13 protein-coding genes are annotated in these 14158 nt (G+C 59.0%); 6 read left to right on the top strand and 7 right to left on the bottom strand.

The window, feature by feature from the left end; translation table 11 throughout:
• Window positions 1-109 precede the first annotated feature (109 nt).
• Window positions 110-529 carry a hypothetical protein gene (locus tag GEOBRER4_RS01115; protein WP_185243872.1) on the bottom strand — a complete coding sequence of 140 codons (420 nt, stop codon included), beginning with the start codon at window positions 527-529 and terminating at the stop codon, window positions 110-112.
• A gap of 313 nt (window positions 530-842) precedes the next feature.
• Between GEOBRER4_RS01115 and GEOBRER4_RS01110 the strand changes: the two genes are divergently transcribed.
• Complete coding sequence (locus GEOBRER4_RS01110; protein WP_185243871.1) at window positions 843-3266, top strand: methyl-accepting chemotaxis protein; 2424 nt, start codon at window positions 843-845, stop codon at window positions 3264-3266.
• A 290-nt stretch (window positions 3267-3556) separates the two neighbouring features.
• Window positions 3557-4186 (top strand): acetate uptake transporter, encoded by a 630-nt coding sequence (locus GEOBRER4_RS01105; protein WP_185243870.1) that lies wholly within the window; start codon window positions 3557-3559, stop codon window positions 4184-4186.
• Between the two features lie 295 nt (window positions 4187-4481).
• Here GEOBRER4_RS01105 and GEOBRER4_RS01100 read toward each other — a convergent pair whose 3' ends face one another.
• A complete protein-coding gene (locus tag GEOBRER4_RS01100; protein ID WP_185243869.1) occupies window positions 4482-4943 on the bottom strand; it encodes a hypothetical protein in 462 nt (153 codons plus the stop codon).
• Window positions 4944-5394: 451 nt separating this feature from the next.
• On the opposite strand from GEOBRER4_RS01100, the gene GEOBRER4_RS01095 reads away from it, so the two are divergent.
• Entirely contained in the window at window positions 5395-5553 is a 159-nt protein-coding gene (locus tag GEOBRER4_RS01095; protein ID WP_185243868.1) for a hypothetical protein, read from the top strand.
• 239 nt (window positions 5554-5792) lie between these two features.
• The gene (locus GEOBRER4_RS01090; RefSeq protein ID WP_185243867.1) at window positions 5793-6788 is read left to right on the top strand and encodes a lysophospholipid acyltransferase family protein; all 996 of its coding nucleotides are present in this window, start codon (window positions 5793-5795) and stop codon (window positions 6786-6788) included.
• Window positions 6789-6945: 157 nt separating this feature from the next.
• On the opposite strand, the gene GEOBRER4_RS01085 is transcribed toward GEOBRER4_RS01090, so the two are convergent.
• The gene (locus tag GEOBRER4_RS01085) at window positions 6946-7317 is read right to left on the bottom strand and encodes a pyridoxamine 5'-phosphate oxidase family protein (protein WP_185243866.1); all 372 of its coding nucleotides are present in this window, start codon (window positions 7315-7317) and stop codon (window positions 6946-6948) included.
• Window positions 7318-7525: 208 nt separating this feature from the next.
• Between GEOBRER4_RS01085 and pdxR the strand changes: the two genes are divergently transcribed.
• Entirely contained in the window at window positions 7526-8917 is a 1392-nt protein-coding gene (gene pdxR / locus GEOBRER4_RS01080) for a MocR-like pyridoxine biosynthesis transcription factor PdxR (protein WP_185243865.1), read from the top strand.
• Window positions 8918-9081: 164 nt separating this feature from the next.
• Here pdxR and GEOBRER4_RS01075 read toward each other — a convergent pair whose 3' ends face one another.
• The gene (locus tag GEOBRER4_RS01075) at window positions 9082-10632 is read right to left on the bottom strand and encodes a HAMP domain-containing methyl-accepting chemotaxis protein (protein ID WP_185243864.1); all 1551 of its coding nucleotides are present in this window, start codon (window positions 10630-10632) and stop codon (window positions 9082-9084) included.
• Window positions 10633-10780: 148 nt separating this feature from the next.
• A complete protein-coding gene (locus GEOBRER4_RS01070) occupies window positions 10781-11257 on the bottom strand; it encodes a peroxiredoxin (protein WP_085814274.1) in 477 nt (158 codons plus the stop codon).
• Window positions 11258-11443: 186 nt separating this feature from the next.
• Here GEOBRER4_RS01070 and GEOBRER4_RS01065 point away from each other — a divergent pair, with 186 nt between their 5' ends.
• The gene (locus GEOBRER4_RS01065; RefSeq protein WP_185243863.1) at window positions 11444-11947 is read left to right on the top strand and encodes a hypothetical protein; all 504 of its coding nucleotides are present in this window, start codon (window positions 11444-11446) and stop codon (window positions 11945-11947) included.
• Between the two features lie 7 nt (window positions 11948-11954).
• Here GEOBRER4_RS01065 and GEOBRER4_RS01060 read toward each other — a convergent pair whose 3' ends face one another.
• Both GEOBRER4_RS01060 and GEOBRER4_RS01055 read right to left on the bottom strand, forming a co-directional pair.
• Window positions 11955-12695 (bottom strand): four helix bundle suffix domain-containing protein, encoded by a 741-nt coding sequence (locus tag GEOBRER4_RS01060; RefSeq protein WP_185243862.1) that lies wholly within the window; start codon window positions 12693-12695, stop codon window positions 11955-11957.
• A 160-nt stretch (window positions 12696-12855) separates the two neighbouring features.
• On the bottom strand, window positions 12856-14055 hold the full coding sequence (locus GEOBRER4_RS01055) for a protoporphyrinogen/coproporphyrinogen oxidase (RefSeq protein WP_185243861.1): 1200 nt from the start codon (window positions 14053-14055) through the stop codon (window positions 12856-12858).
• Window positions 14056-14158: the final 103 nt, after the last annotated feature.

The following is a 14158-nucleotide window of genomic DNA, read 5'->3' as shown; positions in this document are numbered from 1 at the left end:
ATAAACCGGAGTAAGCAGGCCGTGAGCGAAGACAAACTCACGCCGCGCGAAAAAAGGCCCTTGGTTAAACCCAAGGGCCTTTTGTTTTTCCCGGCGAAGTTGCCGCAGGCTACGGAACGCTGTCGAAGTCGTTGCGGTGGAAATCCTCCGTCGTCCCATAGGAGTAGGAGAAGTTCACCTTCTTCACGCTTTCCTTCTGTGGGACTGGAATTTCCATACTGAACGGTTCGCTCCCGGTAAAGCGCCCCTGGAAGTCCTTGGTTCCCTTGCCCAGCGTGTTGCCGCTTTCGTCCAGGAGTTTTGCTGTCAACTGGAGTGAACTGTACGGCAGATCTGGCCGCACGTTCTTGACTGTGCCGTCGATGCGCACCCCTTTGTCGGTGGGTTCTGTTTTCCAGGATATCGCCAGTTCGTGATTGGCGAACTCGTGCGAAGTAAAGGCGGGATTGGTGTCAAGGTTGGCGCGGGGTACTGCGCATGCGGTGACAAGTGAGAGGATCCCGATTGCCAGAGCGAACTTGCTTAACATGTGTCACCTCCATTTTACTTGATAGGATGCACCATGCCTGAGTGTAGCTTCATTACCAGTCGAGGCAATGCCAGTATTTTTGGCATCTAAGGGACGATTTCTCCCACACATCATGCGACAAAGGCATAAGGATCTGGAGTAAGCGGGTAAAACCTGGCAATCGCCTGGCAGAGATTCCTTGACGCAGCCACTTTAATAATATTGGTTACTATTTTTTCTTAAGAAATAAGCCATTACGCCCGATAACCGTACTGGTTGCGGGTAAATTTTCTTATTCTCACACCAAAAATCCCTATGTCCAAGGAGCTTTTAGGTGACCATCAAAGCGAAACTCATATTGAACGCATGCATCGTGCTTATCGCTGTCGGAGCCGTTTCAGTCAGCAGTTTCATCAGCATGACGTCGATCAAGGGGAAACTTTCCTACCTCACGGAGAAGAGCACCCCCTACCAGGTCAGAACCGTGGAGTTCCAGCGCGCGCTCCAGGGTGCCACCGCCGACCTGATCAAGGTGGGCGCGGCCCATACCGATGCCGACTATGCCGCCGCCAAGAAAGAGGCGGAGAAATCCCTTGATGAAGTCCAGAATACCTTGGAAAGGCTGGAGAAGATCTCCGGGGAGAAATTCGAGGCGTCCACGGAGCTAAACGGCATCGCGCAGGAGCTTTTCGCCACCATGGCCGCGAAACTTAGGTCTGAAAAGGAATCGAGCGAGGCCCGAGCGGTCATCGTTCAGAAGGCCCAGGACGCCAACGCCAAAATCCGGGATCTTGAGAACAAGGTCCGGTCACTGCAGCAGTCGAGCTCCACCGCCTACTCAAAAGCCAACGAGGACGCGGACAAGCTGTCGAAAAAGCTCGCCAGCATCGAGACACTGAAGGTGTCCCTGAAGGACCTGCAGTTCATCTTCTACGACATACTCCGCACGCCGGAAAAAAAGGCGCTGCACGACCGGTTCGCGGGGACCGCGGTCAGGGTCCAGCAAAACGGCAACATCAAGAATAACAAGGCCATTGGATCGGGGTTCGCCGCGTTCTACTCCAAGGCCAACGCGGCGATCAAGGCACGCACAGAGGGGGCCGATTCCAACCACGTCGACGCCCTGCTGAAGGATGCCAATGCTGCACTCTCCGAGGTCTGGGACTCAATTGAGGATGAAGTAGACAAGTCCCAGCTCCAGGTCAGCAACGTCTCAGCCCGGCTGCCGGGCTACGTCACCAAGGCAAACGCCGCGGTCAACGTTCTTTCCACCAACAGCGAGATGGTCTCCTACGGCAAATCCCTCGAATCCCTTTCCAGCCGCCTCTTCCTCGCCACTACAGAGAAGGAGCTCGATGCGATCGCCGCGGATTTCAACCAGCAATACCAGAAGCTTTCCGCAGCGGAAAAGTCGGTGGAGTCTCTTCTGAAGACGGCAGGAACGGCTCGGGAAATCAAGATCCTGAGGGACGCCTCCCTCTCGCTGTCGGGAATCAGGGACACAGTCTTCATGCGCAACGGCATCCTTGAAAAACTGCACCAGAAGATGCAGCTAGAGGCCAAAGCTGAGAGCGCAGCGGCGAAGCTGCGCGACATCGTCACGAAGCAGGCGGAAAAAGGACAGCAAACCGTCTCGGTAGCCCAGGAAGGGCAGGAAGTCGCCATAGGCACGGTCAACCGCACCATCCGCTACAGCATGGGGCTGATAATCATAATCGCGCTGGCCTCGGCCGTGATCGGCACCCTGGTGGGGATGTGGATTTACCGCAGCATCACGACCCCGATACAGCAGCTCATCACCGCCGCCGAAGAAGTCGCCGGCGGCAACCTTGCCGTCAACCTCACCGCCTCCCGAAACGACGAGGTGGGGCAGGTGCAAGGCGCCATGTCGAGGATGCTGGTAAGCATCAGGGACGTGGTTGGAAGGATCGGAGAGGCCACGGACACGCTGGCAGGTAGCTCGGTAAAGATGGCAGAGACCGCGGGCGCGCTGGAAACCGGCGCAGAGCGGCAGGCGAGCAGGGTGGACGACTCGGCCGCCACCATGGCCCAGATGAGCCAAACCACCATCGACGTTGCAAGAAACACCGCCGACACGGCCAACGCCGCAGACACGATGAAGGAGATCGCTGGGGAAGGCAAAAATGAGATGCAGCTGACAGCCAAGGAGCTGCAGGCTTTCGCCGACAGCTTCACCGAGACCTCTCATATGGTGGAGGAGCTAGGCGGACAGTCGGCGCAGATCAGCGAGATAGGCACCCTCATCAGGGACATCGCGGATCAGACCAACCTCCTCGCGCTCAATGCAGCCATTGAGGCGGCCCGCGCCGGCGAGCAGGGGCGCGGCTTCGCAGTGGTGGCCGACAGCGTGAGGCAGCTGGCGGAAAGGACCGCGACAGCCACCGCCGAGATCACCGAGACCGTGAGAAACATGCAGGGGAGCGTAGGGCGCTCCGTGGCCAAGATGGGCGAGGAACGGGAGGCGGTGGGGACCATACTGGCCCGCGTCCACACGACTGTGGGGTCCATCGAACGGATCGCACAGTACGTGGAGCAGGTGAACGACATGGTGCGGCGAATCGCCACAGCGACCGAGGAGCAGTCCGCCGCAAGCAGGGAGGTTTCCGGGAACGTCGACGAGATCGCCATGCTGACGCGCGAGGTCCGCGCCTCGTGTAGCGGCATCCGTGAATCCTCCGACGGACTCTCACGGCTAGCCGGCGAACTCAACGTCATGGTCTCCTGGTTCAGGGTGTAGAAAAGGTGTTTTGCATTTTTGCGAAAATCCGATCATTTCCGCCTGCAAGGCTGAACTAGCTAGATTTTCGCATTTTTCGCCTGGGCCCGCGCAATACCGAGAAAGACTTTTCGCAATACTGCAAAACCGGCAGGAATTAAGGCCTCCCCCAAAGAGACATAAGTATCTGTTTTTAAGAGATAAATAAAGCGAATACAACAGAATATAACATTGGTATGCTCATTGCTTCTACCATGCCAGCGGCGAAGTGAAATCATCGCGAAGCAAATACTGGGAAATAGGAGGATGTAATGAGTGATTTGAAACTGGGAAACCCTGCGGTAGTCGGCCTCGCTGGCTTTGGTATGACAACATTCGTGCTGCAGTGCCACAACCTTGGATGGTGCGGTATCGCCCCCGTCCTCTGGCTCGGACTCTGCTTCGGCGGCACCGCCCAGCTCATCGCCGGACTGATGGAAATGAGGACCGGCAACAACTTCGGCTTCTGCGCCTTCACCGGCTATGGGGCTTTCTGGATCTCCCTTTGCCTGATGATAATCTTCGGCAAGAACCCGACCCTGGTCGCGTCCTACCCGACCCTGGCCTTCAACGCCAACGACCTCGGCTTCTACCTGGTGGCCTGGACCCTCTTCACCTTCATCCTCTTCATCGCCTCGATGAAGCACCACGCGACGCTGGCCTTCATCTTCCTCACCCTGCTTCTCGGCTTCATCGGTCTGGACATCAAGGAATTCACCGGCAGCGCCCTTGCCGGAACCTTTGCAGCTTATGACCTGCTGATCTGCGCTTTCTCGGCACTTTACCTGATGGCAGTCGCCGTGTATGCCGAGTCCGGCATCGCCCTTCCCGTAGGCGAGCCCTGGATCAAGGACAAAGCCCAGACCGAGGAGGCTCTCGCGGCCAGCAAGGCTACCGCATAGGGCTACTCTGCTGAAAGCGCCAGTTGCGCGATAAAAACAACTAGAAAAAGGGCCGTGCGAACCGCATGGCCCTTTTTCTTTGCTTCAGGTTCGGGAGGGCAAGCTCAGGGGGTCTGCAGTGCGAGGATGAGGGGCAAAGCCTGGAACAGGCTTCCCCCCAATTGGTGAAGTCAATGCTCTGTCGGACAGTATGGGACGCCCTGGCACCGGCCGAGGCATAAGAGGGGCAATGGATTTGGATCAAGGGAGGCGGCCAGTCTACCGCATGGGTGTTCAGGCGATTCCTATGGGCCGGCTACCACAGGTAGATGGATTTGTTGTCGAAACGGTCCCTGTTGAAGAACAGGAACACGTTCAGCAGCAGGAACAACACGAAAACCGAGAAGGCGTTGATGCGGTAGTGGTAGTCCGGAGCAAGAGCGCCGGAAGCGGTGACGATCTGCTGGACCGGGAGCAGCAGCAGGTTCGAGATCCCGCTGGCACTCTCCACGAAGTTGTAGGCAATGAGGAGCCAGAGGGTGAGCCGCTGCCGTTTAAGAATGCCGACTATGAGATAAAGCTTCACTACGCTGTCGACAAAGATCAGGGATTCGCTGGCTTCGCCGGTGTATATCTTCCCCATGAAGGGATACGGTTGGCCCAGATGGGAAAGGGTGATCAGCATGGAAAGAAGGTAGACGCCGATCAAGGGGACGAGGATATAGTCCCTCTTCCTTTCATCCGGCGACGCAACGACCTTTTGATCCGTTTGTTTCAAGCGGCCCCCCGTTAATCCAACCCTTTGGTCAAAGACTGAAATGACCTGGATAGTAGCAGGAGAAACGGCGTCGTGCAATATGTAGTTCGCACCTGGGTCTTTTCCGATTTCCGTCTGCAATCAAGGATATGCAATGCCGCAATCCCTTCCGCAAAAGCAGCCGCCGCTTTCGTGTCGACACTCAGCCCCCGTTCACGTGGTCGAACCTTTTTGCAGGGTTTGCAGGTGTCGCTCACGGGGGAGTGGCGCGGGGTCATCCGGTGGGTGCCTCCTTACCGGCGCTCCGGCTTCGGGCGAACAGTTAGGAATGATACCGTAGATTCCAGACATGCATACGACGAGGGGATCGAAGACCGCTTTACGGTGCTAGCTCCTTGACCGTGGCCGGGCTTGTTCATGTGAACACCCCTGTGGTAAGTTCTTATTAGGGTGGAAAGACAGGAGGTTCATTATGACAACGCTCATTCTCATAATACTGGCGATCATAGCCATCGTACTGACCGTGTGGCTGCTGGCCGTCCCGGCGGAAGTGGTGGCCGGCTCCTTCAAGGCTTTTCGCCGCGGGGGCTGGAGGCATCACAAACCGGGTCCTCCCAATACCAGCGGCTGAACCGGCGGGAACCGCAGAGAGGTTCCCCGCGAAAAAAGGCCCTTGGCGCTCGCCAAGGGCCTTTTTTTTATACCGGTAGAGGCTACCGATGCCGAACACGGCTCCAAGAATTTTTCGGTTGAGAGTTGACCAATTATGGCCTATGGTGCAGCAACGCGTCTCATTAATAAGAAGTACCCGCCTCTTGGCAAGCGCCTGACAAACGTAGGCTTCCAGGCTTCCTTTCACGGAGGACCGTTGTGAGTGATCAAGCATCCCGCAAAAGTGGCCGCACCGGAGTTGCACCGGCTTTTGTTTTCTGGGGCGTACAATCGGCTTTTTTTTACGCCCTTACCCTCCTTGCCAGCAGTATTCCCATATCGCTGAGCTGCCGGTTAGGCGCTTGCGGGGGGGTGTTCATCTCCCGGATACTCCCCAGACGCCGAGATGTTGTGATCGAAAACATCAGCCGCGCACTACCTTTCATGCAGTCCCACCCCCTTTGGAACCCTGAACATCCAAGCGTCGAAGAACTGGCACGAAAAAACTTCAAAAACCTGGGTCGCCACTTGGTCGAGATCAGCCGGCTCTACCACGGCCAGGAAAAAGGCGTCTTGGACAGCATCGAGCTACGCGGCCGGGAAAATCTCGATCGTGCCCGGGCCAAAGGTAAGGGGGTGGTTTGCTTCAGCGGCCACTGCGGAAACTGGGAAGTGATGGCGCTGGCGCTGGGGAGCATTTTCGGCGACGGGGTCGTAGTTGCGCGGCGCCAGAAAAATCCCTTTCTGGAAAAGATGATCACCCGGATGCGCATGCGCTATCACAGCCGTGTTCTGGACAAGCAGGGGGCGCTCAGAGGGATTCTGAAAGCGCTAAAGAAGGGGGAACTGGTCGGGATCCTGGCTGACCAAGCCGTCCTCCCCGAAGAAGGAGTGCTCATAGAGGTCATGGGGCGTCCTGCCTGGGCCTCCAAGGCTCCCGCTATCATTGCCAGGGCAAGCGGAGCAGCGGTGGTGCCGGTATTCATCCATCGTGAGGAGGGGCGGCAGGTAATCACCTTTCATCCCGAGTACAGCTTCAGCGGCGACGAGAGCGAGGCTGGAATCACCAAGGACATCCAGGCTCTCTCACGTTACGTGGAGGATTTCGTCGTGGCGCACCCGACCCAGTGGTACTGGGTGCACCGCCGTTGGAAGCGGGCTTTTGCGGCAGGTGCGGCATCGATGGAGAAGGTCGGAATAGCCGCCACCAACTGAGGGTGCCACCGCCACAGTGGTTCGCCGGCGGAGCAGCCGGCAAAAAGAATCTTGCCGTACTGCACGGCGCAGACAAAGGAATTGAAAGCCCCCTGCCGTTGCCGGGGGCTTTCAATTTATGCGGGGAGGGGCAGCCCGCTCGAATCTGCCCCGGCTCCTAAAGCGTCTGGGTAGCTGACTCGACCGTAACTACCAAAGCCCCCCTTGCCCAGGCGTATTTCCTCTTGATGATGTCAAAATCGGGTCCGGACGTGGCAAATCCTGCGGTCCCCTTAATTAGGAAGCCCGTTCCCGGGCCCATATTGCCCGCCACCTCGTGGCTGCCAATGGTGAGCAGGACGCGGTTGTCGCGCGCGATGTTGGCCTCGGTCCTGTGCATGTACCCTGCAGGGACCAGCAGGCATCCCTCCCTTGGCAGCTGCAGGTAGCTGTTCCAGGTATTCACCAGGTGCGGGCCGTCTTCCCCCTGGGTAGCGATGGCGACGACGCCTGGATGTTTCATCACTTCGAGAAGCTTTTCCGAAAACATAGATCCTCCTTTTTTACGTTTCGACTCTGCCGGTTTGCGGCAGGGCCAGTGTTATCTGCGGGTCCTTCCATCGGGCACTGCCCCTCAAGGGTCGGCCTCAACCTGCCCGACTGGCAGGGTCTGATTGCGTTTGACGACTTTGTCGCCGCTGCATTAAACTGCCGTGGTCGATGTCACAACCCTTTTGTTTTTTTGGACCAGGAGCCTTATGTTCATCCTCGACCACCGCGGGAAACCGTCGCTTTACAGGCAGCTTTATGAGCAGATGAAAGCAGGCGTCCTCTCCGGGAAGTTGCCATCGGACTCGAAGCTCCTCTCGGTGCGGGAGTTGGCCGCCGAGCTCTCCGTCAGCCGCAACACCGTCGAAGGCGCCTATCTCGAACTTTGCGCCGAAGGTTACATATACAGCAAGCCGCGAAGCGGGTACTTCGTTTCCGCGCTCACGCCGGATGCCCTGCCTTTGTCGCCGCAGCGAGCCATGCGACGGCGCGCCTCTCTCCCCGAGCCAAAACCAAAGGGAAACATCGACTTCCACCCCGCGAGGCTCGACCCGGACGCCTTTCCCGCATCGCTATGGCGCAGATGCTTCCTGGACTCGTTGCGCCAGGGTCGCGGCGCGCTGGCTCAGTACGGCGAGCCCCAAGGCGAGCGGAGACTGCGTTCCAGCATCCGGCTCTACCTGGAGCGTTCGCGCGGAGTGGCCTGCGACCCTGAACAGATCGTCGTCTGTTCCGGAATACAACAGAGCCTCGACATCATCGCGCAGATCCAGAAAGAGCGGCATCCCGCGGTAGCCCTCGAGAACCCCGGCTTCCACCTGCCCAGGTCCATTTTCGGCAACCACGGCTTCGACACAGTTCCCATAGCAGTTGGACCCGGCGGCCTCGACCTCGACGCCCTCGAAACAAGCGGCGCTTCCCTCGTCTACGTTACACCTTCCCATCAGTTCCCGACCGGGTGCGTGATGCCCATCGCCAACCGGCTCAGACTGATCGAATGGGCGAATATAGGGGATCGCTTCGTTATCGAGGACGACTACGACAGCGAGTTGCGCTACCACGGCAAGCCGATCCCTTCTCTACAGGGGCTGCATCCCGAAGGGAACATCGTCTACCTCGGCACCTTCTCCAAGGTGCTGTCGCCGGCCCTGCGCGTCAGCTACCTGGTGCTGCCTTACCCGCTGGTCTCCTCCTACCAGCGGCTTTTCCGCGACTACGCCTGCTCGGTCTCTTTGCTGGAACAGAAGACCCTCGCCGAGTTCATGGAGCAGGGGCACTGGGATCGGCACTTGCGGCGGATGCGCACCCTCTACCAAAAGAAGCACGATGCCACGCTGCGGGCGGTTGAGACCCATTTCGGCTCAAAAGCCATGGTACTCGGACAAGGTGCGGGGCTGCACTTGGTACTGGAACTCTCCGGGCACGAGCTAAGCGAAAAGGAGCTCATCACCCGAGCCAGGAGCAGGGGGATCGAGCTGTTTCCCTATTCGGCCACCCTTGCCGAAGGCAGCAGCGGCAGCAGGGTGATCTTGGGTTTTGGCGGGTTGCGGCTCGATGACATAGACCGGGGCGTCAAGCTGCTGTCACAGGCATGGTCCTGATCTGGAAAGATACGGCGAATCTGCCCCGAAATAAAGGTGCAGTTTCGAAGATAATCGTGGGGTCAGAGGGACGGGGGGGGAGGCAGGCCTCTAGCGCGCGAAAGGCCCCCGAAGTTCAACTCCGGGGGCCTTCGCCATATGCGCATTGAATCGCGGCTTCTTAGCTACATCCTTTCGAACTCATCCTCGTCTTGCAACTCGTATTGGTAACCCGGCAGCGCGCCGCTCTTGGTAAGCTGCCTCTTCGTCCTGGGAACCGGGTCCCCCGAAACGGCCACTACTTTTTTGCGCGCAACAGGCCGTATCCCCGATGCTGCGACACCTGCACCCTCGCCGTTGCTGTTCATGCTGAAGAAGGAGACGGTGTCGGTCAACTGCTCAGCCTGGGACGCGAGTTCCTCGGAGGTCGCGGCCAGTTCCTCGGAGGCCATGGCGTTTCTCTGGATCACCTGGTCCAACTGCTGGATGGCCTGGTTCACCTGCTCCGCACCCTGGTCCTGTTCCCGGCATGCCACGCTTATCTCGTGAACCAGTTCAGCTGTTTTCTCGATGTCGGGGACGATGCGGGCCAGCATGTCACCAGCTTTTTCCGCGACCTGTACGCTGGTAGTCGACAGCGCCTCGATTTCGGCCGACGCTACCTGGCTCCGTTCCGCAAGCTTTCTCACCTCGCTGGCAACTACTGCGAATCCTTTGCCGTGCTCTCCTGCGCGGGCCGCCTCGATGGCGGCGTTCAGCGCCAGCAGGTTAGTCTGCCTGGCAATCTCGCCGATGATGGAGGTTTTCTCGGAGATCTTTCTCATCGCGACGACCGTTTCAGCGACCGCCTTGCCCCCCTCTTTGGCGCTCTCGGCGCTCTGCCGGGACATCTTCTCGGTCTGGGAAGCGTTGTCGGCGTTGTTGCGTATGTTGGCGCTCATCTGTTCCATGCTGCTTGAGGCCTCCTCGGCGGCGGCGGCCTGCTCGGTTGCCCCTTCGCTTAGATCCTCCGAACCGGCGGAAACCTGACGGCTGCCGGCCTGGACATTGCTCGCGGCGGACCTGAGATCTGCGACAGGCCCGGCAAGGCTGCGCATCAGCATGTAGAAGGAGAGGACCAAAAGGGCTAGCGCCGATAGCACCAGCGAGATGATGAAAGCATCGGCACGGTCAGCGGTTCGATCCAGTTCCGTTTCCTTTTGCGCCATGCGCGCCACACCATCCTCAGCATAGGTCTTAGCCGTAGTTTCCAGGACGTGGACGGCGTCTTTGTATTCCCCGATGGCGGCATTTGCCTCCTTGGTGCTCGCGATTTTACCAGCCTCCAATCCGGCGCAGATGGATTTAAAACCGTTTACGTAGGTTTCGAGGTGGGTCTTCATCGACTTGACGATTTCCCTGTCCTGCGAGGTGACCACTACCTTTTCCAGGTCGGAGATCCTTGCCGAAGCGTGCCCCAACTGTTCCTGCCATTTAGCCATGTACTCCTTGGTTTTTTCCGGGGAGCCTATGTTGATGAAAGTGTCCTTCTCGTACCGGCGCAGCCCCAGCACGTCTGCCCTCAGCCGTGCGGAACTTTCGGCAATCTTACCCTCGACGTGCAGCATCGAGTCGCTCGCCTGCGACATCGACTGGATCTGCCAGTACCCCGTCGCACCAACCGCCATGATCATCAGCAGTGCGACTGCACATCCGACCTTGAGCCTCTTACCTAAAGTCATAACTGTCTTTTCCATCTCTCCCCCCTTCAACCATGATGCGGCACCGTTTGCGACACTCTCCAGCGTATCGGCACCGCCCCGGGATTCTTGAGGGAAGGCCCAGCATCTAGTTGAGATGGCAAGGGTGCAAGTTAAAGGGGAACAGAAATGGGAAATCTGGCCGCTACCTTCCCTTCGCCAGCATCTTGAAGAAATCCAGCACCTTATCCGGGTGTTCCGATGCCTTGGGGACCTTGGGCCAGTGCTTTATCACCATCCCGTCAGGTGAGATCACGACCGTGGAACGGATGCTGCCGACGGTGGTTTTACCGTACTGCACCTTCTCTCCGTAGGCGCCATAGGCCTTCATCACGGAGGCGTCGGGGTCGGAAAGCAAGGTGAAGGGGAGTTTGAAATCGGCGCTGAATTTTTCGTGCGATTTTAGGGAGTCCTTGCTCACCCCCACGAGGACCGCCCCCAGTTGCTCGAACAGCGGCTGCAGCTTGGCGAAGCCGACCGCCTCGGCGGTGCAGCCGGGGGTGTTGTCCCTGGGGTAAAAGAAGAGCACCAGGATCCTCCCGGCGTAATCCTTGAGCGTATGGGTTTTTCCATCGCTTCCCTGCAGGGAGAAACTCGGTGCGGGTTGTCCTTCCAAAAACATGATTCCTCCTGTCTGCTGCTGATTTGGAGCAGCGATAGACGCAGCATGAGCGGCTGCGCGGCTCGCCTTTCATGAACGGGTAAACCATAGCAGAGAGCAAGAGGGGGAGCAACGCACGATTTGCATTTGTCCCGTTGTAACCGCGGCTGAATCAGGTTATGCTGCGCGCGATCGGAGGAGGGGGAGATGGATCCGGAGCGTTGGCATCATTTTGCCGGGGTGCTGCTGGTGATAATGCTGGCGGTGCTTCAAGGGAGGGTCGGGCGGGCCGGGGCGTTTTGGCAGATCTGCTGGGCCTTGCCGGGGACAATATTGCACGAGCTGTCCCACCTGATTGTCGCCGCGGTGAGCGGCGGCAGGCCCGTGGGGTTCAGCATCTTTCCGCGGCGCGAGGGGAGGGAGAGGTGGGTGTTGGGCTCCGTCACCATCAGCCGGCCGGGTCCGGTTTCCGCTCTCCCCTCGGCCTTGGCCCCCCTGCTCTTGAACCTGGTCGCCTACTATCTTTACCTGCAGTGGGCGAGTTGGTTCCCGTCCGACCTGGCGCACACCCTGCTCATGTATGTCGTCATCTACGTTTTTTGCTACAGCTCCGTCCCCTCCGGGCAGGATTTCAAGGTGGCTTTTTCCAGGCCCTCGGGGGTCGCGCTTTACGCCCTGTTGGGGTGTGGTGCGTGGTATTTAGTAACGTGAGGCGGGGTCATGGTTTGTTCCTGGAGAGAGTGCGTGTGCGGTAGAGCCTTTCGGTGAAGCCACCCTCTTTCTCGAAAGCCGCAGCCTGGGCAGCCAGCTGCCTTTCCAGCAGCGAGCAAGCCACCGCGATGAGCGTGAGCGCAGCATTGGCCGCAATCTCGGCGTAGCCGGGGCGAGCAGCCCCAGCAGCCCCAGTGGACCCAGCAGCCCCAGTGGACCCAGCAGCCCCAGTGGACCCAGTGGACCCAGTGGACCCAGTGGACCCAGTGGCGGTATGGCGTCCATCAGGTCCATGTTGTCCATTCGGTCCATGTCCACTGCGTCCATCCAGTCCACCGCGTCCACCCCCTCCCCTGCCGATCTCTACCACCCACCGTGCCACGTCGTCGGCGGTTCGACACCTCCTGGCTATCAGCGCAACACGGCGCGGGTCGGAGCGGTCCCAAAGCGGAAGCCCCCGCTGGCGCAGAAAATCCTGGTAGTCCAGGCGCAGCTCTTCCAGGCTCGCGCGGGCCACGTTTGTCAGCTTCAGCTCGGTCTTCTTCGATGTACCCGAGGCCTGACTCCCTTCGGCGATGTTCTGCACGCCGCTGCGCGCCGCCTGGACCATCTGGTCGTGGGTCCGGCTCCTCTTGTCTATGTACCGGTCGCAAAACCGGACTGTCACGTCGTAGGCCAGTTGTGCTACCTGGAAGCTCTTCAGGTTGCGATACCCGCCATGGGCAGGTATCAGCCCCTCTTTCTCCATGTGGCCTCCCTCCCTGCGCCTGAACCTTCACCGCATGCTCGCGAAGTTCCAGATTTTACCACACAGAATGTCACGCCCCCAGGACGCAAAAAGGCCTCCGCAGCACCTGAGGTGGGGGAGGCCTTGTCTTAGCTGTCTGTCCGATAGTTCCACCTGAAGCTTAAAGCGCCGCGGAGAACCTCTCGTATTCTTTTCTCGACCGCACGATGCAGTCTTCGATCGCCATGCCGGCGAAGTAGTTGCCGGTGACGAAAAGCTGCTCCCCTGAAATGATACTGTCGATCTGATCGGTCAGCGCCTTGTGCCCGACTACCGGCGAGGGAAGCTGGCTTTCCCGCTGCACTACCTGCTCCAGATCAGCCGTGTTCACGCGCAAAACGGCCGCCACCCGTTTGAGCTTCGCCTCCAGCGGGAAACCGCCGGACTTGAAGTGGAAACTGAAGCCGCGGTAGCTTTCGTGCGGCACCGTGTCCCGGGATACTGCAGAATAGAAGTTCTCGCCAATCGGGATGATGCCGGCCAAGGGGGGAAGCGAAAGCTTCTCCTTTTTGACCGCGACCCCTACCGTCTCTATGTTCTCAACCTTGACCTGCGAGAAGAGGCGGGAGAGCTCCGGTGAGATTTCGCCGGCAAGCTTCGCGGCTGCGGGGGGTGGGGTAGCGAGCACCAGCCGCGGCGCCTCGAACCCTTCGCCGCCAGCGAGTTCCACCGTATAGCCCTTCCCCCCCCTGGCGACACGCACCACGTCGGCGCCGGTCAGGACGGTGATGCCGGCAGTGGTGGAGAGCCTGTCGATCACGGTGTTGAGCCCTCCTTGCAGGGTGAAGCTCTTGATGACGTCTTTTCTCCTGGGGCGCTTGTTGAACAGCATGTCGGCAGGGAAGTCGTTGGCGCGTTGCGAGATGACCGCGTTGAAAGCCGGCGCAAAGACCCTGTCGTAGTTCTTGCGCCCCACGATGCGCCCGTAATAGGAGGCGACGCTCTCACCTTCCTTTTTCAGGGTGAAGATGCGCCATGCCGACCCGAACAGCTCGGGGAAGGAGAGCTGCGAGGTTATGCTCTTTATCTCGTTGTCGACCAGCATCTTGAAGGAGACCTTCTCCCGGGACAGGATGCTCCCCATCATGCCGTGCTGCTCCATCAGGCCGATCAGCCCCTGGTAAGAGTTGTAACAGGTGTGCGCGCCCAGTTCGAGCCAGAATCCAGCCGCCTCACCGTCGAACCGGTGCGAATGGAAGCATCCCCCCACCCGGCCGCTCTTCTCGAGGACCAGCGTGTTCAGTCCCGCAGCAGCGGCATAGTTGGCAAAGCTGAGTCCGCTGATCCCTGCACCTATGACGATGGCGTCGAATTGCTTCATCTGGCAGCTCCTCGTGTTAAAGAGTCGTTAATCACGCGCTTATATAAGCCCGGCTGCTGCAGCTTGTCAAGGTTTACAACATGTTGACAACGCCGGTTCCAGC

The organism is Citrifermentans bremense (genome assembly GCF_014218275.1).
In the GTDB taxonomy this organism is placed as follows: domain Bacteria; phylum Desulfobacterota; class Desulfuromonadia; order Geobacterales; family Geobacteraceae; genus Geomonas; species Geomonas pelophila.
The sequence above is the reverse complement of the archived record's forward strand: the minus strand, read 5'-3'. Positions and strand labels throughout refer to the sequence as shown.